The following is a 17,272-nucleotide window of genomic DNA, read 5'->3' as shown; positions in this document are numbered from 1 at the left end:
GTTCCTCTCGTGGATCTGATCGCGCCTCCATCGCAGAGCATGGCAGGCGGGGCAAGGCGGCAGCGCTTGCGTGCGCCCGCTGCTGCGGGCAGGGAGCGGATATGGCGAGCGAATGGAGAGACGCACTGGAGCGCGCGAAGGCGGAGGCGCCTTTTCTCGCACGCGCGCTGTCCCGTCAGCCCGAACTCGAAAGCTTGCTGGCGAGCGGTGAAGGCGATGCGGCGCTCGAATGGGCGCGGCAGGCCGGAGCGGACGCACCATCGGTGGGCGCAGCCCTGCGGCGCGAACGGCTCGGCTATGCGACCGCGCTGGCGGTGGGCGATCTGGCCGGGGCATTTTCGCTCGACACCGTGATGGTCGAATTGTCCGACCTCGCCGACCGCGCGCTCGGCTTCGCCATCAGCGAGGCGATCACCCGGCGGGTGGAGAGCGGCGATCCCAATGGCATGATTGCCCTCGCCCTGGGCAAGCACGGCGCGCATGAGCTCAACTATTCATCCGACATCGACCCGATCCTGCTGTACGATCCCCAAACCCTGCCCCGCCGGGTGCGGGACGAGCCCGGCGAAGCGGCACAACGCTATGCGCGCGAGGTGGTCAAACTGCTCGGCGAGACGACGGACGAAGGCTATGTCTTCCGCGTCGACCTGCGCCTGCGCCCGGCGAGCGAAGTCAGCCCGCTTGCGATTTCGTGCAATGCGGCGCTCACGCACTATGAAAGCATGGCGCTCGCCTGGGAGCGGGCGGCTTACATTCGCGCGCGCGCGGCGGCCGGCGATATCGAGGCGGGCGAGCAGTTCCTTCGCCAGATCCAGCCCTTCGTCTGGCGATCGAGCCTCGACTTCGGTGCAATCGAAGAGATCCGCAGGCTCACCCAGCGGATTCGCGCCAATTACAAGGGGCCGAAGGATGTCGGGCCGGGCTTCAATTTGAAGCACGGGCGCGGCGGAATTCGCGAGATCGAATTCTTCGCCCAGACACATCAGCTGATCCACGGGGGGCGCAATCGCTCCCTGAGGGTGCGCGGTACGCGGGAGGCGCTCGATGCGCTGGCGGGCGCCGGGCTGATCGCGGCCGAGGAAGCGCAGATGCTGGGCGAATCCTATGACCGGCTGCGCGTCGTCGAGCACCGGCTGCAAATGGTTCATGACCGCCAGACCCATGCTCTGCCCGAAGGCGACGCGCTCGACAGCGTGGCGCGGCTCGACGGGCTGGCGGATGGTGCGGCGCTGGTGGAGGAACTGCGCGCAATTACAGAGGCCGTCGCCCGGTCCTACGATACGCTTATCACCGAGGGCGAGGACGCGACCATCGCCGCCGAGATCGATGCGGGCACGGAGGGCCATCTCGACAAACTCGGCTTTGCCGAGCCTGCGCGATTGGCAGATCGCATCGCTGGCTGGCGCGACGGGCGCTACCGCGCGCTTCGATCCCCGGCCGCACTCGAAGCCTTCGATGCGATGCTGCCTGCGCTGCTCGATGCGCTGGCCGGGGCTGACGATCCCGAACGGGCGTTGGTCAGGTGGGAGAACCTCCTCTCCAATGCCTCCTCGGCGATCAATCTCTTCCGCCTGCTGGAAGCGCGACCCGGCCTGCTCGACCAATTGCTGGCGATGCTTACCCTTGCTCCGACCCTTGCCGATGAACTCGGACGGCATCCCGAACTGCTCGACACGCTGATCGACAAGAGCGCGCTCGATCTGCCCGGCAGCGTCGACGCGCTGGCAAAGCGCATGCGCGCTCGCGATGCGGATGCCGACTACGAACGCCGCCTCGACCGGATCCGCGTGGTCACCGGCGAGCAGCGCTTCACGCTCGGCCTGCAATTGATCCAGGCGGTGCACGACCCGCTCGACATTGCAGAGGCGCTGTCACGCACCGCAGAAGCGGGCCTGAAAGTCGCCCATGAAGCGGCGAGCGAGGAATATGCGCGGAGGCACGGCCATATCGAGGGCAGCGAGCTGATCGTGCTGGGGCTTGGGAGGTTCGGCGGAGGCGCGCTGACCCATGCCTCTGACCTCGACATCATCTATCTCTTCACCGGAGAATCGGGCGCGGAATCGGACGGCGAACGCCCGCTGGGTGCAACGCACTATTTCAATCGCCTCGCCCAGCGGGTGAGCGCGGCACTTTCGGTCCCGACTGCTCAGGGCGCGCTTTACGAAGTCGATACGCGGCTGAGGCCGCAGGGCACGCAAGGGCCGCTTGCAGCGACGCTCGAAAGTTTCGCCAAGTACCAGCGCGAAGCGGCGTGGACCTGGGAGCATATGGCGCTGACCCGGGCTCGCGTCCTGATCGCATCCGATGTGGCGAAGGCGGAGCTCGAGGAGGTGATAGAGAGCGTCCTGTGCCAACCGCGAGACGTAGCCAGGCTGCGCGAGGACGTGCTGACGATGCGGGGTGAGATGGCGGCGCACAAGCCAGCGAAAGGGCCGCTCGATGCCAAGCTGCTGCGCGGCGGACTGGTCGACCTCGAGTTCCTCATCCATTTCCTGCAACTGCGCGATCATACGGCGCTCACCCCCGATCTCGCGGGGGCCTGCGCGCAGCTGGCGGTCGACGGACTGGTGCCGACAGAACTGGTGGAGGCTCATGCCCTGATGACGCGAATTCTCGTCGCCGGGCGCCTGCTTGCGCCCGATCTCGTCAAGCCGGCAAAGGTAGCGGCACAGGCATTGGCGCAGGCCTGTGGGCAGGAAGACTTTGCGCGGCTGATGGATCGCTTTAGAGCGGCCCGGCAAGAGGTCGCAGCCGCGTGGGAGGCGACCTTCGACGAGAAACTGGAGATCGAGATATGAGCGAGAATCCCGGCGTCGGTGACGTCATGCCCGACATCGCGATGGAAACGCCCGATGGCGGCACGGTGAAGGTGTCCGACTTCAAGGGGCAGAAGCTGGTGCTGTTCTTCTATCCCAAGGACAATACGCCCGGCTGCACGACCGAGGCGAAGGACTTCACGGCGCTCAAACCCGAGTTCGACAAGACAGGGGTTGCGCTTCTCGGCGTGAGCAAGGATTCGCCCAAGAAGCATCAGAATTTCATCGCCAAGCACGAACTGACGACGCCGCTCGCCACCGATGCCGAGGAAGGCGGGCTGTCCGATGCAATCGGGATCTGGACCGAGAAGAAGAATTACGGCCGCACCTATATGGGCATGGTCCGTACGACCTATCTGATCGATGACGATGGCAAGATCGCGCAGGTCTGGAACAAGGTGCGCGTAAAGGGCCACGCCGAAGAGGTGCTCGAAGCGGCGAAAGCGCTCTGATTCCGTCGTGACGTCAAACGACCCGACCATCGCGCGCGCCATTCGCGCGGCATTGTTGACGCCGGACCCGCGCGCGAAATGTTTCGCGACGCGCAAGCTGGTGCGCGACTGGCGGCAGGGCAAGCTCGCCTTCGATTTCGACGTCGCGATGCCCGATCGGCCGGCCTGGCCTGATTCGCCGCAGCTGCTCGCGCCCAAGGAAATGCCGAGGCGCTCCAAAGGCGGATCGGAGCGCGGGCGAATCGCATTGTGGCACGCGCTGGCGCATATCGAGTTCGTCGCGATCGACCTCGCGCTCGACATGGCAGGGCGCTTCGGCGCCGATCAGGGACGCGAGTTCGTCGACGATTTTCTCTCTGTCGCCGCCGACGAGGCGATGCATTTCGCGCTGCTCGCGCGCAAACTCGAATCGATGGGGAGCCACTACGGCGCATTACCCGCGCATGACGGCTTGTGGCAGGCGGCGGAGGACACCGCGCACGACGTCCGGGCGCGGCTGGCAGTCGTGCCGATGGTGCTGGAGGCGCGCGGGCTTGACGTCACGCCTTCGACGCTGGAGCGGGTGCGGGCGCAGGGAGATGTAAACGGCGCGAAAATCCTGAGTCGCATCCTTGACGATGAAATCCGTCATGTGGCTGCGGGCACCAAGCACTTTGAGCGGCTTGCCGGTGAAACAGGCGAATCCCCCCAAAACCTTTGGAAAATCCTTCTCGAAAAGCATTTTCACGGGGCAGTTAAGCCACCGTTCAACGACTCAGCGCGTCTCGCAGCCGGTTTATCGCGGGACTATTACGCGGGTATTGCTTCGTAAACTTTTCGCTCGATAACTCGGCAACACACAAGGCGTCGATAAGTTCCGGCGCTTAACGAGTGGCCCGATATTCGACCGTTGGGGAGTGTCGAAACGGGTCGATAAACGGATCGCACGGCGCGGGGGCGCGCTGATAAAAGGACGGGTCATTGACGAAAGTCGCAACATTTTTTCGTAGTTCGAAGGCATGCCTGGCGCTGATCGCCGGCATCGCATCGATTGCCGCCACACCGGCACTAGCCAATTCTTCCGCCGCAGCCGCCGCCGATGTGACCGAACCGGTCCGTCAGGCACAGGGCGAAACGCTCACTTCGGGTGACACGCGTTTCCGCCAGCTCTTCGCCAGCTGGGAAGCGCTGGACACGGCAGGCCCGACCGGCCCGACCGCACAGCCGGCTGTTTCGATACCGTCGCGCATGCCGCTTGCCGGTTCGCGCCTTTCGAGCGGTTATGGCATGCGTGATCACCCGGTCATTGGCGGTCGTCGCAATCACAAGGGCGTCGATCTGGCCGCGCCGACCGGTACGCCGATCTACGCCACCGCTGACGGGATCGTTGGCCGGGCCGACTGGTTCTCCAGCTACGGTCTGTTCGTGCGTATCGAGCACGGCGCGGATCTCGAAACCCGTTATGCCCACATGTCGAAGCTGGCAGTCGCTGCCGGAGAGCAAGTGAAGAAGGGCGACATCATCGGCTATGTCGGCTCGACCGGTCGCTCGACCGGCCCGCACCTTCACTACGAAGTCCGCATCGACGGTGTTGCTGTCAACCCGATTCCCTATATGGTGGAGTCCGAAGCGCAGCAGGCCTTTGCCCTTGCGCAGAGCGGCGGCCAGGGCGGCCAGTAACGCTCTTTACAGGTTTCCCGCCTGGAAGCGGGTTCGGGCATAGGAGAGGATGTCCGATTATGGCGGCGGGTTTTCCCGCCGCCTTTTTTATTGTCGCCCCCTTTTTGCTTGTTGTGATGTCTCGATTGGTTAGGTTTCTTCCTGAAACGTGACGGCTATGAATGGCCGCAAGGGAGAGACTTCACGATGCATCCGATTCAGCACGCAGCTTCGCGACCCGATCACCCGGCGGTGATCATGGCCGGCAGCGGCGAGACCATTACCTTTGGCGAGATGGACGCCCGGTCGAACCAGTTCGCCCATCTTCTGAGAGCACGCGGCCTGGCGGCGAATGATGCCTTTGCCGTGCTGCTGGAAAACCGGATCGACTTCTACACCCTGATCTGGGGATCGCAGCGCGCCGGGACCATGCTGGTGCCGATCTCTACCCGCCTCACCGCGCCCGAGATCGCCTATATCTTGGAGGACAGCGAAGCGAAGCTGCTCATCACCTCCACCGCTTTCCAAGATGTGCTCGGCGATATCCGCAAGGCTGCGCCTGATGTCGAGGTGCTGGTCATGGACAGCGGCGATGACGAAGACTTCGCTGCGGCGCTAGGCGCTCAGCCGACCGATCCGATCGAGGACCAGACCGCGGGCATGGTCATGCTCTATAGCTCGGGCACGACCGGGCGGCCCAAGGGGATCCGCCCCAAGCCGCCGGAGGATCCCGATCCCCAAGCCGTCAATCCCCTGATGGGCCTCGCCACCATGGGTGCAGGCATGCCCGCCGATGGCAGCATGGTCTATCTTTCGCCCGCTCCGCTCTATCACGCCGCACCGATCGGCTGGAGCTCGACCGCGCACCGGCTCGGCGGAACGGTCGTGATGATGGAAAAATTCGATCCCGAAAGCGCGCTCGCCGCGATCGAGAAATACAAGGTCACCGACAGCCAGTGGGTGCCGACCCATTTCGTCCGCTTCCTGAAGCTCGATCCGGAGGCGCGCGAGAAATACGACCTTTCGACCCACCAGCGCGCGCTGCACGCGGCGGCGCCTTGCCCGGTCCCGATCAAGCAGGCGATGATCGAATGGTGGGGCCCGATCGTGAACGAATATTACGCCGGCTCGGAAGGTATCGGCATGACGCTGGTGAAATCCGAGCAATGGCTCACCCATCCCGGGACGGTCGGCATCCCGATCCACGGGAAACTGCACATCTGCGGCCCCGATGGCGAAGAAGTGCCGGCCGGCCAGGACGGCCTGATCTATTTCGAGAACGATATCCTGCCGACATATCACAAGGATCCGGCCAAGACGGCAGAGGCGATGCATCCCAAAGGCTGGATGACGCTGGGCGACATCGGCCATGTCGACGAGGACGGCTTTCTCTATCTGACCGACCGCAAGAGCCACATGATCATCTCGGGCGGGGTCAATATCTACCCGCAGGAGATCGAGAACCTGCTCGTCAGCCATGACAAGGTGATGGACGCCGCCGTGATCGGCGCGCCCGATTCCGACCTCGGCGAAAAGGTTGTCGCGGTGGTCCAGCCGACCGACATGGCACTCGTCGAAAGCGATGGCGGTGCCTCGCTCGAACAGGAACTGCGCGATTACCTCGCGCCGCAACTCGCCCGCATCAAGATGCCCAAGCTGTTCGATTTCCGTCCCGATCTGCCGCGGGAGGCGAATGGCAAGCTCTACAAACGCGAGCTGCGCGACGAATATGCGGCCAAGGCCACGGAAGGGGCCGCGTAATGGCCGGGGAAGCCGTTCTTCCGCCCGACGTTGCGCGCGAAGTGATCGACCCGCATTCCTATGCCCAATGGGACGGGTTGCTCGACACTTTCGACCGGCTTCGCGAGGAAACTCCGGTGGCGAAGGTCGTGCCGGAGGATGGCAAGCTGTTCGACCCGTTCTGGCTCGTCACCCGCTACGACGACGTCATGCGGATATCGAAGGACAACAAGACCTTCCTCAACAATCCGCGCCCCGTCGTCTTCAGCTTCCGCGATGCGATAGAGTTCAGCCGCAAGGCGACCGGCAGCAACATGCTGGTGGATTCGCTGGTCGTTTTCGATGCGCCGATCCATCCCAAGTACCGGCGGCTGACGCAGGACTGGTTCATGCCGCGCAACCTCGCCAGGATGGAGGAGGAGATCCGCGGCATCGCCAACGCGACGGTCGATCGTCTGATGGCGGAGGGGCCAGAGGCCGATTTCGTCAAGCTCGTGTCCGGCCCTTATCCGCTCCATGTGGTGATGCAGATCCTCGGCGTACCGGAAGAGGATGAGCCGCGCATGCAGATGCTCACCCAGCAATTGTTCGGCGGACAGGATGCCGACCTTTCGGGAACCGGAATGGACAGCATGACGCCCGAACAGGTCGTCCAGCTGGTCGCCGGCGCGGTGAAGAACTTCGAGGAATATTTCGCCGGGATCACCGCCGATCGCCGGGCCAATCCGACCGAAGATGTCGCCAGCGTTATCGCCAATGCGACCGTAGATGGAGAGCCGCTGCCCGAGCGCGACATGGCGGGCTATTACATCATCGTCGCAACGGCCGGGCACGACACCACCTCGGCCTCGACTGCAGGCGCCATGCAGGCGTTGGCGCAGGACCCCGAACAATGGGCGCGTGTGCGCGCAGATCGCTCGCTGCTACCGGGCATCGTCGAAGAAGCGATCCGCTGGACCACACCGGTGCAGCATTTCATGCGGACCGCCGCCGAAGACGTCGAGCTGGGCGGACAACAGGTAAAGAAGGGCGACTGGCTGATGATCAACTATGTCGCGGCCAATCACGATCCTTCGCAATTCGACGATCCGCGCAAGTTCGATGCGGCGCGCTCGCCCAATCGCCATCTCGCCTTCGGGGCCGGCGCGCACCAGTGCCTCGGCCTGCATCTCGCCCGGATGGAGATGAAGATCCTGTTCGAAACGCTGCTCGACCGGATCGAGACGATCGAGCTGGCTGGCGAGCCGAAACGGGCCACATCGACCTTCGTCGGCGGGCTCAAGTCGCTGCCGGTTCGGTTCACGGGGGCCTGACGCATGGGCGCCTGGGGGGCAGGAAGTTTCGAGAATGACGCCGCGCTCGACTTCGCTGGCGAGATCGAAAGCCTCGACGATGTGAAGGCCGAGTTCGCGGCGGAGGGTCAGGAAAAGATCGAGGCCGATCTGGCCTCACGCGTGATTGTAGCGGCGGAATGTGTCGCCGCGATGCGCGGGCATCACAATCCGGATATGCCCGCCGGTCTGGCCGAGCGAGTGCATGGCTTTGGCAAGCCCTCGATCGAGCTGTTCGACACGGCGCGCAACAATCTGTCGGCAGTGATGAGCCGTAGTGAGCTGGTCGATCTATGGACGGAGGAAGGTTCGGGCGAATGGAATCGGGCGGTGACCGAGCTGATGGAACGGCTCAACAAGCCGCAGGGCCGTCGCTCGAAGCCCAAGAAGAAGGCCGCACCCACACCCAATCTCTCGCCCTGCATGTTCTGCGACGAACCGATGGGCGAGGGTGCCTTTCACATGATCGACATCACCATCGCGGAAGACGACATCTCGACGATGAAGAAGGGCGGATGGGTGCATCTGCAGTGCCTCAACGCCGCGCTTCACCCCCGGCACATGATGCAGACCTGGCAGTTCGATGACGAGCTCCTCGACTGGGTCATGAAAAAGCTCGATCTGGAGCGGGACGGCGAATAAGCGACGTCGCCCGAGCGATTACTTCAGCAGACGTTCCGCCATGGCGCGCACTTGCGCGCCCATGTCATCGCGTTCGAGCGCCAGCGCGAGCGTCGCCTCGACGAAGCCCAGCTTGCTTCCGCAATCATAGCGTCGGCCATCGAAGGTGACCGCATGGAACGGCTGGTCGCCGATCATCTTCGCCATTGCATCTGTCAGCTGGATCTCTCCGCCCGCGCCCTTGCCCTGCGTTTCGAGCGTGCGCATGACTTCGGGCTGGAGGATGTAGCGGCCCGACACGATCTTGTTCGAGGGGGCTTCCTCCACCGGCGGCTTTTCGACCAGACCTTTCACCTCGGTCAGCGCGCCATCGGTGGCGCCCGGATCGATCACTCCGTAGCTCGACACCTCATCGTGCGGCACTTCGAGCACGCTGATCAGATTGCCGCCGACCTTCTCGTATGCATCGACCATCTGCTTCATGCAGCCGGTCCCGCCCTCCTTGTGGGCGACCATCAGCTCGTCGGGCAGGAAGATGGCGAAAGGTTCATCGCCGACGATGGCGCGGGCGCACCAGATCGCGTGACCCAGGCCCATCGGCACCTGCTGGCGAACGGTGATGATGTCGCCCGGTGTGAACCGCGTCGGCTCGAGAATGTCGAGGCTCTTGCCGCGCTCGCTCATGGTGTCTTCAAGCTCGTAGGCGACATCGAAATGTTCGACGATGGCGGTCTTGCCGCGCCCGGTAACGAAGATCATCTGCTCGATCCCCGCTTCGCGCGCCTCGTCGACCGCATACTGGATCAGCGGCCGGTCGACGATCGGCAGCAATTCCTTGGGGATCGCCTTGGTCGCGGGGAGGAAGCGCGTGCCCAGCCCAGCAACGGGAAAGACGGCTTTCTTGATCGGTTTGCGTGTGGTCATGGTGCAGGGGTTAGGGTTTGCCCGCTGGCAAGGTCAACCGTTTCCCCGTGCAGGGCCGCCAAAGGGGATAAGGGAAGTAAGCTTGCGGGATGGGGCCAATCGGCTAAAGCCGCTGGCATGGACAAACTGCTTATCCGCGGCGGCAATCGCCTCGAAGGGACTATCCCGATTTCGGGCGCCAAGAACGCCGCCCTCACGCTCATTCCCTGCGCGCTGCTCACCGAAGAGCCGCTGACGCTCAGAAATCTGCCGCGGCTGGCTGATATTGACGGCTTCCAGCACCTGATGACGCAGTTCGGAGTTTCCGTCGGGATCCAGGGCAAGCGGCCCGAAGATTTCGGCCGTGTCGTGACCTTCGAAGCGCCGCGCCTGACCTCTACCGTCGCGCCCTACGACCTGGTGCGCAAGATGCGCGCCTCGATCCTCGTACTCGGCCCGATGCTGGCGCGTGCCGGCGAAGCGACCGTCTCGATGCCCGGCGGCTGCGCCATCGGAAACCGGCCGATCGACCTCCACTTGAAGGCTTTGGAAGCGCTCGGCGGCGAGATCGAGCTCGCGCAAGGCTATGTGAGGGCGACCGCGCCTGCGGGCGGGCTGCCCGGCGGCGAATTCGACTTCCCCGTCGTTTCTGTCGGCGCGACCGAGAACGCGGTGATGGCGGCCGTCCTCGCCAAGGGCACCTCGCGACTGTTCAACTCGGCGCGCGAACCCGAAATCATCGACCTGTGCAACCTCCTCACCGCGATGGGCGCGGAGATCGAGGGCATTGGCACCTCGGACCTCGTGATCCACGGCGTCGACCGGCTCAACGGCGCGACCTACAAGGTGATGGCCGACCGGATCGAGGCGGGCTCTTACGCCTGCGCCGCGGCGATCACCGGTGGCGACGTCCGGCTGGAAGGCGCGAATGCCGAAGAAATGGCGGCAACGATCCACGCACTGCGCAATATCGGCGTCGAGGTGGAGGAAGACCGCAAGGGCATCCATGTCCGCGCCAATGGTCCGCTCAAGCCGACCAACCTGACTACCGCCCCTTATCCGGGGCTCGCCACTGACATGCAGGCGCAATTCATGGCGCTGTTGTGCAAGGCGCAGGGCACCAGCGTGCTCAAGGAAACGATTTTCGAAAATCGGTACATGCACGTGCCCGAGCTGAGCCGCATGGGTGCGGACATCGAAACCGAAGGCCGCACCGCGATCGTGAAGGGCGTCGACAAGCTGACCGGCGCGGAAGTGATGGCGACCGACCTGCGCGCTTCCATGTCGCTCGTCATCGCAGCGCTGGCTGCAGAGGGTGAGACCACGGTTCGCCGGATCTACCATCTCGACCGCGGTTACGAGCGGCTGGAGGAGAAGCTCCAGCTGGTCGGCGCAGATATCGAACGGGTCGGCGACGACTAGATCAAGCCACCGAAATTGCCGGACCTTTCTCTCCCCTCGACCGTTGGTGGGGTAAGAAAGGACGTGCACTATGCTTATCAAACTCGCAGCACTCGGCGCGCTCGGCTACGTCGGCTATCGCGCGTACGAAAAATCGAAGATCGACAAGAATGGCGTGGCTTTCGCCGATGGCGAACCGCGAGGCAGCTTCCGCAATGCGGGGGCCGAGTCCACCGGCACCAAGGGCGATGCCATGAGCAAGACGGACGAAGCGCTCGACGAAACCTATCCGGCGAGCGACGCGACCGCCAAGTACTAAACCCATTTCACCGACCCCCCGAAAGGGCGATCTCGTTACGCGGGGTCGCCCTTTTTCATGCGCGCTCTCATTCGTGCGACCAGCCAGATGCGGATGGCGCCGGCAAGCCCCGGCGGCGTCTCCGACTGGATGCGCTCCTCGTCGATCCGCGCCACGACCGCATTGACCGGCACGCCTTCTTCGGCCGCCGCATCGCGCAGCATGTCCCAGAACATCGGTTCGAGGCTGATCGAGGTCTTGTGCCCGGCGATCTCGACCGAGCGTTTGACCGGCGGGTGATAAGGCGGCGCATGCGTCACGCCGTGATCCTTAGGCTGGTCCTGGCAATCGCGAAAGCCCGGGGCCTGCCCAAGCCTATCAGTACATGTGCTGGCCGCCGTTGATCGACATGGTCGAGCCGGTCATGAAGCCGCCGTTCTCGCTGGTGAGGAAAGCCACGCCGCGCGCGATTTCCTCTGCCATGCCGAGCCTGCCGACCGGGATCTTCCCAACGATCTTCTCGAGCACCGGTTCGGGTACGGCGGCGACCATGTCGGTATCGATATAGCCGGGCGCGATCGCGTTGACGGTAACGCCGAACTTGGCGCCTTCCTGAGCCAGTGCCTTGGTGAAACCGTGGATGCCCGATTTCGCCGCGGCATAATTGACCTGGCCATACTGCCCGGCCTGCCCGTTGATCGAACCGATGTTGACGATGCGGCCCCAGCCGCGCTCGCGCATTCCGGGGAAGGTCGCCTTGGCCATGTTGAAGCAGCCGCCGAGGTTGACGCGTATCACGTCGTTCCAGTCGTCGAAGCTCATCCGGTGCAGAGTGGCGTCGCGGGTGATACCGGCGTTGTTGATGACGATGTCGATGGGGCCATGTTCCGCCTCGATCGCGGCGCATCCTTCGAGACAGGCCTCGTGATCGCCGACATCCCACTTGGCGACCGGAATGCCGGTTTCCTTCGAAAAGGCCTGCGCCGCTTCGTCATTGCCGCCGTAATTGGCGATAACCTTGTGTCCCTGCCGTTTCAAGCGGTCGGTGATGGCCTTGCCGATTCCCCGCGTTCCGCCGGTGACAACTGCTACGCGCGCCATTGTTCGATTCCCCTTTCTCGCGTCCTCTCGCCTTCAGCTTAACCGCGCCCCTTCATCTGGCAAAGAAAAACCCCGCCAAAGCGGGGTCTTGCATACGAATGATCGCGTTTCGCTGGCGAGTATCAGAAGCGGAACTGGGTTCCGACATAGACCGCCTGGCTGTCCTGCGCCGAGTCGGTAAGCGGATCGATGCGATCGCGCTCCTGCGAAATTCGCACACCCGCCGTGACGTCGAGATTGCGGGTCACACGATAGGCGCCGCCGACATCGACCGACTGGCGGCCCAGCCCTTCGAGCGTGCCACGGGTGCGTCCGGCGTTTTCCTTGTCCTCCAGCGCGATGCGCGGCTGGAACCGGCTCGGCTTGTCAGCTGCGGTCGGGCCGGCGGGCTCGAAGCTCGACAGATCGGGCATGTCGATCTTGCGAACGCTGTCGGGCAGCACGGTCGGGCGAGCGAAGCTCTGATACCCGCGCGCAATGCCGAGATCGTATTTGGTCGGGGCGATTGCCGTCGAAAGACTCTCGCGCGTACCGGGAACAGTATCGATGGCGTTGCGGATCGAGATCGCACGCGCCGTGTCGCCATCGACACGGACGGCGACGGTCACCGTGCGGTCGCGCTTGGTCGCGCTGCCTGCGGGAGTGAACCGAATGCCTTCGCTTATCGCCTGCTGCTGCACACGCAGCGCCAACTGCGGATCGACCGTGGCTGGCGTGAAAAATCCGTGACCTTCCGGGGCCTGAACACCCGGCGCATCGGAGAAGGCGACGACCGCGAGGCCGGCCGAGGGGACGCCGAAAGCCAGCCCGGCAGCAGCAAGCAGCAAGGGAAGCTTGCGCCCCATGCCTGCCTTTGGCGTTACCGCCTTTGCTACTTCAGCCTTGGCCATTGCCCCAGCTTCTCCCAGTCCGCGCCGCGGAGTTGCGGCACATATCCTATACATTAATCGCATTCTGGCTGAACCGTTCCTGACTTGGCAGGGCAATTCACGTGCGACTCGCATCGGATTTCAATAGACTAGGGGTGCTAATGCCTTGCGCGCAATCGGTTAGGTGCTTTTCACGAGGAATGCGCAAGATTCTGTTGCAATGAGTCAACAGACGGGCTGGCCAGCTTGTCTATTCATGCCCCGTAAAGCGCAAAAAGTCCCATGGTCGATTGCCGCTGCGGCGGTCGGTCTGTCCACGCTTGGCGTCAGCCAGCAGTGAATGGGCTTGCTTGATGCCTTGCCGGGTGCGAGGAGCAAGTTATAGAGCGCCTGAGAAACGAGCCCGCGAGACAGGCGCGCTCGCAAATGCCTTTGGAGGACTATCCGTGACAAGTTTTCGCCGCCCTGCCCGCAATTGGGCCCGTATCGCGCTCACCGGCGCGGCGCTGGCTACGCTGGCCGCCTGTGGCGGAAACGAGCGTCCCCAGGCCGATCTCGCTGCGGCGCAGGTCAACACGATCGGTGTGAACTCCTATCTCTGGCGTGCCGCGCTCGAGACGGTCAGCTTCGCACCGCTGCTGCAGGCTGACAGCGCCGGCGGCGTGATCGTGACCGACTGGTATGCGAATCCGCAGAATCCGGGCGAGCGCGTGAAGATGACCGTCACCATCCTCGACACCGATCTGCGCGCCGATGCGCTGCGGGTTGCGGCGAGCCGCCAGGTGGCCCAGGGCGGCAACTGGGTCGAGGCACCCGTGCAGGCTGCCACCGTGCAGAAGCTCGAAGACATTATCCTGACGAAAGCCCGCGAACTGCGCCGCAAGGCTGTGGCTTCCTGATTTCACCGATAGTCGGGCTGCAAATCCCCGCCCGGTGCGTTTCCGGTGCTCACGACCCGCAAGGTCGCTGCGCGCCGGTCATACCGGTTCGGAATTTTCGCCACGATCTCGGCAAAATCCGTTGAAGCCCCAGCAACGCGCTTCCATTCGCATGTGAAATCCCTAACAGGCATTGCATGACCGATACGCGTTTCGATCCGTCCCAGGCCGACGGCCGCTGGCAGCGCGCCTGGGAAGAGGCCGGTACTTTCGAGGCCGACAGCAATTCAGCGAAGCCCAAGAGCTACGTGCTCGAGATGTTCCCCTATCCTTCGGGGCGCATCCACATGGGCCACGTCCGCAATTACACCATGGGGGACGTGCTCGCGCGCTACAAGAAGATGCGCGGACACGAAGTTCTCCATCCGATGGGCTGGGACGCCTTCGGCATGCCGGCGGAAAACGCCGCGATGGAAAAGGGCGTGCATCCGGGCGGCTGGACCCGCGACAATATCGAAACGATGAAGGCGCAGCTGAAGCGCATCGGCTTCGCGCTCGACTGGAGCCGCGAAATCGCCACCTGCGATCCCGAATATTACGGGCACGAACAGGCGCTGTTCCTCGACATGTATGCTGCCGGTCTTGTTTACCGCAAGGAAAGCGAGGTCAACTGGGACCCGGTCGACATGACCGTGCTTGCCAACGAGCAGGTCATCGATGGCAAGGGCTGGCGTTCGGGGGCGGAGATCGAGAAGCGCAAGCTCAACCAGTGGTTCCTGAAGATCACGGATTTCGCCGAGGACTTGCTCGACGGCCTCGATACGCTCGAGGACTGGCCCGAGAAGGTCCGGCTGATGCAGGAGAACTGGATCGGCAAGTCGCAGGGCCTCGAGTTCAGCTTCGATCTGTCGAACGGCGACAAGCTGCCGGTCTATTCGACCCGGCCCGACACGATCTTCGGCGCGAGCTTCGTCGCGGTTGCCGCCGACCATCCCGTGGCGCAGACACTCGACAGCGACGCCGCGCGCGATTTCATCGAGCGGTGCAAGAAGGGCGGCACCACCGCCGCCGAACTCGAAACGGCCGAGAAGCTGGGCTTCGACACCGGCATCACCGCCCGCCATCCCTTCACCGGGGAGCCGCTGCCGGTCTTCATCGCGAACTTCGTGCTGATGGATTACGGCACCGGCGCGGTCATGGGTGTGCCGGGGCACGACCAGCGCGACTTCGAATTCGCGACCAAATACGAGCTGCCGATCACCCGCGTGGTCGCGTCTTCACCCGAAGATGCCGACAAGCCCTTCGCAGGCGAGGCAGAGGCCGGTGACGGCGTGATCGTCAATTCGGATTTCCTCAACGGCATGAGCGTCGAAGAGGCCAAGGCCGCCGTCAACGCGCGCGCCGAAGGCGAAGGCTGGGGCGAAGGCAAAACCGTCTGGCGCCTGCGCGACTGGGGCGTTTCGCGCCAGCGTTACTGGGGTACGCCGATCCCCTTCATCCATTGCGACACCTGTGGTGTGGTTCCGGTGCCGAAGGACCAGTTGCCGGTCACCCTGCCGGAAGATGTCGATTTCCAGACGCCGGGCAATCCGCTGCTGCGCCACCCGACATGGAAGCATGTCGAATGCCCCGGGTGCGGCGGCAAGGCCGAGCGCGAGACCGACACGCTCGACACCTTCACCAACTCTTCCTGGTACTTCCTGCGCTTCGCCAGCCAGCCCGCCGACAAGCCGTTCGACAAGGAAGAAGTCGCCAAGTGGCTGCCGGTCGAACAATATATCGGCGGGATCGAGCACGCGATCCTGCACCTGCTCTACGCCCGCTTCTGGACGCGCGCATTGAAGCACATGGGCCTCGTCGATTTCGCCGAGCCTTTCGCGAGCCTGTTCACGCAGGGCATGGTGACGCACGAGACCTATCAGCTGGGTGACGGCAGCTGGCTCTCGCCCGACGAAGTGCGCAAGGACGGGGCCGATTGGGTCACGATCGAGGATGGCGCGCCGGTTACTGCGGGCCGCGTCATCAAGATGTCCAAGTCTAAGAAGAACGTGGTCGATCCCGATGCGATCATCGCGCGCTTCGGCGCCGACGCGGTGCGTTGGTTCATGCTGTCCGACAGCCCGCCCGAACGCGATTTGCCGTGGTCCGAAGCCGGGATCGAAGGCTGCGGCCGCTTCGTCCAGCGGTTGTGGCGTCTGTTCGAAAGCGCCGACCCGAATGCGACGGGCGAGGACAAGGCGCTGGAGCGCAAGGCGCATCAGGCGATCGCGGCGGTTGCCGAAGATATCGAGGCGCTTTCCTTCAACAAGGCTGTTGCGCGGATTTACGAGCTAACGTCTGCGGCGGAAAAGGCGCAGCCCTCCGCTTCGCGCAATTTCGCGATCCGCACCGTGCTGATGCTCGTCAGCCCGATGATGCCGCACCTCGCGGAAGAAGCTTGGGCCAAAGCTGGCAATAGCGGACTCATCGCCGACGCCGCATGGCCCGAGGTCGATCCCGCCCTGCTGGTCGAGGACGAGGTGACCATCGCTGTCCAGCACATGGGCAAGCTGCGCGACACGCTGACCGCGCCCAAGGGCGCATCGAAAGAAGACCTCGAAGCGCTTGCGCTGGCGAGCGAGAAGGTCCAGCGTTCGATCGATGGAGCAGACATCCGCAAGGTGATCGTGGTGCCCGACAGGCTGGTAAATATCGTGACATGACGCGCTCTGCCGCCTTTCTGGCGCTGTCAGCGGCCTGTCTGTCGCTTTCGGCATGCGGGTTGCAGCCGATGTATGCCGGCGGTGCCAGCGCCCCGGTCGCACAGGGCCTCGCCGCAGTCGAAGTCCCTGCAATTCCGGGCCGGGCAGGCTGGCTGGTCCGCAATGCGCTGAACGACAAGCTCGGCGTCGCGGGCGAGGCCGCAGCGCGTTACCGGCTCGATGTCAGGCTCGACGATTCGCTCGAGGGGCTGGGCGTTCTCAACGACGACACGATCAGCCGGGAACGGCGCATTCTGCGCGCACGCTACCAGCTGATCGATATCACCAGCGATGAAATCCTGCTCGATGCGACCGCCGGATCGGATGCCGGCATCGATGTCGTCTCGAGCGAATATGCGACGATCGCGGCTGAACAGCGCGCGCTCGAAAACCTCGCGAAGGACATCGCCGACCGTATGGTCCGCCGCATCGCGCTGACGCTGCGGGAGCGCGAGGCTGGCGCTTCCCCGGAATGATGGGCCG

General features: G+C 63.9%; 16 protein-coding genes. 12 read left to right on the top strand and 4 right to left on the bottom strand.

Translation table 11 applies throughout. The features are described 5' to 3' along the window. Nucleotides 1–101: 101 nt before the first annotated feature. The 7 genes from CCE89_RS05535 to CCE89_RS05505 all read left to right on the top strand — a co-directional run bounded on the left by CCE89_RS05535 (nt 102) and on the right by CCE89_RS05505 (nt 8,619). The gene (locus tag CCE89_RS05535; protein WP_086437084.1) at nt 102–2,798 is read left to right on the top strand and encodes a bifunctional [glutamine synthetase] adenylyltransferase/[glutamine synthetase]-adenylyl-L-tyrosine phosphorylase; all 2,697 of its coding nucleotides are present in this window, start codon (nt 102–104) and stop codon (nt 2,796–2,798) included. Further along, a complete protein-coding gene (locus CCE89_RS05530; protein WP_086437083.1) occupies nt 2,795–3,268 on the top strand; it encodes a peroxiredoxin in 474 nt (157 codons plus the stop codon). Before CCE89_RS05535 ends, CCE89_RS05530 begins: the two co-directional genes overlap by 4 nt. 7 nt (nt 3,269–3,275) lie before the next feature. Then, entirely contained in the window at nt 3,276–4,079 is an 804-nt protein-coding gene (locus CCE89_RS05525) for a ferritin-like domain-containing protein (protein WP_086437082.1), read from the top strand. Between the two features lie 149 nt (nt 4,080–4,228). Continuing rightward, entirely contained in the window at nt 4,229–4,927 is a 699-nt protein-coding gene (locus tag CCE89_RS05520) for a M23 family metallopeptidase (protein WP_200810298.1), read from the top strand. 186 nt (nt 4,928–5,113) lie between these two features. After that, on the top strand, nt 5,114–6,667 hold the full coding sequence (locus CCE89_RS05515) for an acyl-CoA synthetase (RefSeq protein ID WP_086437081.1): 1,554 nt from the start codon (nt 5,114–5,116) through the stop codon (nt 6,665–6,667). Continuing rightward, nucleotides 6,667–7,959, top strand: coding sequence for a cytochrome P450 (locus CCE89_RS05510; protein WP_086437080.1), 1,293 nt, complete (start codon nt 6,667–6,669; stop codon nt 7,957–7,959). The genes CCE89_RS05515 and CCE89_RS05510 overlap by 1 nt, the downstream gene beginning before the upstream one ends. Nucleotides 7,960–7,962: 3 nt before the next feature. Beyond that, nucleotides 7,963–8,619, top strand: a complete 657-nt coding sequence (locus CCE89_RS05505) for a DUF4259 domain-containing protein (RefSeq protein ID WP_086437079.1) — start codon at nt 7,963–7,965, stop codon at nt 8,617–8,619. Between the two features lie 18 nt (nt 8,620–8,637). Here the strand turns inward: CCE89_RS05505 and galU are convergent, their stop codons facing one another. Then, a complete protein-coding gene (gene galU / locus CCE89_RS05500; protein ID WP_086437078.1) occupies nt 8,638–9,522 on the bottom strand; it encodes a UTP--glucose-1-phosphate uridylyltransferase GalU in 885 nt (294 codons plus the stop codon). A gap of 117 nt (nt 9,523–9,639) precedes the next feature. Here galU and murA point away from each other — a divergent pair, with 117 nt between their 5' ends. Together murA and CCE89_RS05490 are read left to right on the top strand one after the other, a co-directional pair. Beyond that, on the top strand, nt 9,640–10,923 hold the full coding sequence (gene murA / locus CCE89_RS05495; RefSeq protein ID WP_086437077.1) for a UDP-N-acetylglucosamine 1-carboxyvinyltransferase: 1,284 nt from the start codon (nt 9,640–9,642) through the stop codon (nt 10,921–10,923). A gap of 70 nt (nt 10,924–10,993) precedes the next feature. Then, entirely contained in the window at nt 10,994–11,221 is a 228-nt protein-coding gene (locus CCE89_RS05490) for a hypothetical protein (RefSeq protein WP_086437076.1), read from the top strand. 35 nt (nt 11,222–11,256) lie between these two features. Here CCE89_RS05490 and CCE89_RS05485 read toward each other — a convergent pair whose 3' ends face one another. The 3 genes from CCE89_RS05485 to CCE89_RS05475 all read right to left on the bottom strand — a co-directional run bounded on the left by CCE89_RS05485 (nt 11,257) and on the right by CCE89_RS05475 (nt 13,191). After that, nucleotides 11,257–11,520, bottom strand: coding sequence for a ribbon-helix-helix domain-containing protein (locus CCE89_RS05485; protein WP_086437075.1), 264 nt, complete (start codon nt 11,518–11,520; stop codon nt 11,257–11,259). A gap of 58 nt (nt 11,521–11,578) precedes the next feature. Then, nucleotides 11,579–12,301: an acetoacetyl-CoA reductase gene (gene phbB / locus CCE89_RS05480; protein WP_086437074.1), complete on the bottom strand. Its 723-nt coding sequence runs from the start codon at nt 12,299–12,301 to the stop codon at nt 11,579–11,581. Between the two features lie 122 nt (nt 12,302–12,423). After that, the gene (locus CCE89_RS05475) at nt 12,424–13,191 is read right to left on the bottom strand and encodes a hypothetical protein (protein ID WP_234989965.1); all 768 of its coding nucleotides are present in this window, start codon (nt 13,189–13,191) and stop codon (nt 12,424–12,426) included. Nucleotides 13,192–13,616: 425 nt separating this feature from the next. Here CCE89_RS05475 and CCE89_RS05470 point away from each other — a divergent pair, with 425 nt between their 5' ends. The 3 genes from CCE89_RS05470 (at nt 13,617) to lptE (ending at nt 17,265) form a co-directional block, all read left to right on the top strand. Next, nucleotides 13,617–14,069 (top strand): DUF3576 domain-containing protein, encoded by a 453-nt coding sequence (locus CCE89_RS05470; RefSeq protein WP_234989964.1) that lies wholly within the window; start codon nt 13,617–13,619, stop codon nt 14,067–14,069. A gap of 176 nt (nt 14,070–14,245) precedes the next feature. Then, entirely contained in the window at nt 14,246–16,750 is a 2,505-nt protein-coding gene (leuS, locus tag CCE89_RS05465) for a leucine--tRNA ligase (RefSeq protein WP_086437072.1), read from the top strand. After that, nucleotides 16,747–17,265 (top strand): LPS assembly lipoprotein LptE, encoded by a 519-nt coding sequence (lptE, locus tag CCE89_RS05460; protein WP_086437071.1) that lies wholly within the window; start codon nt 16,747–16,749, stop codon nt 17,263–17,265. Before leuS ends, lptE begins: the two co-directional genes overlap by 4 nt. The last annotated feature ends 7 nt before the right edge of the window (nt 17,266–17,272 follow it).

It is taken from the genome of Altererythrobacter xiamenensis (assembly GCF_900177715.1).
GTDB classification, from domain to species: domain Bacteria; phylum Pseudomonadota; class Alphaproteobacteria; order Sphingomonadales; family Sphingomonadaceae; genus Erythrobacter; species Erythrobacter xiamenensis.
Note: the sequence above shows the minus strand (reverse complement) of the source record. Positions and strands in the feature narration are given on the sequence as shown.

Excerpts from the sequence above, each read along its gene's own strand:
- CCE89_RS05475 (WP_234989965.1), bottom strand. The coding sequence starts at position 13,191 with ATGGCCAAGGCTGAAGTAGCAAAGGCGGTAACGCCAAAGGCAGGCATG.
- galU (WP_086437078.1), bottom strand. The coding sequence starts at position 9,522 with ATGACCACACGCAAACCGATCAAGAAAGCCGTCTTTCCCGTTGCTGGG.
- CCE89_RS05535 (WP_086437084.1), top strand. The coding sequence starts at position 102 with ATGGCGAGCGAATGGAGAGACGCACTGGAGCGCGCGAAGGCGGAGGCG.
- murA (WP_086437077.1), top strand. The coding sequence starts at position 9,640 with ATGGACAAACTGCTTATCCGCGGCGGCAATCGCCTCGAAGGGACTATC.
- lptE (WP_086437071.1), top strand. The coding sequence starts at position 16,747 with ATGACGCGCTCTGCCGCCTTTCTGGCGCTGTCAGCGGCCTGTCTGTCG.
- CCE89_RS05530 (WP_086437083.1), top strand. The coding sequence starts at position 2,795 with ATGAGCGAGAATCCCGGCGTCGGTGACGTCATGCCCGACATCGCGATG.
- leuS (WP_086437072.1), top strand. The coding sequence starts at position 14,246 with ATGACCGATACGCGTTTCGATCCGTCCCAGGCCGACGGCCGCTGGCAG.
- CCE89_RS05490 (WP_086437076.1), top strand. The coding sequence starts at position 10,994 with ATGCTTATCAAACTCGCAGCACTCGGCGCGCTCGGCTACGTCGGCTAT.
- CCE89_RS05515 (WP_086437081.1), top strand. The coding sequence starts at position 5,114 with ATGCATCCGATTCAGCACGCAGCTTCGCGACCCGATCACCCGGCGGTG.
- phbB (WP_086437074.1), bottom strand. The coding sequence starts at position 12,301 with ATGGCGCGCGTAGCAGTTGTCACCGGCGGAACGCGGGGAATCGGCAAG.
- CCE89_RS05510 (WP_086437080.1), top strand. The coding sequence starts at position 6,667 with ATGGCCGGGGAAGCCGTTCTTCCGCCCGACGTTGCGCGCGAAGTGATC.
- CCE89_RS05505 (WP_086437079.1), top strand. The coding sequence starts at position 7,963 with ATGGGCGCCTGGGGGGCAGGAAGTTTCGAGAATGACGCCGCGCTCGAC.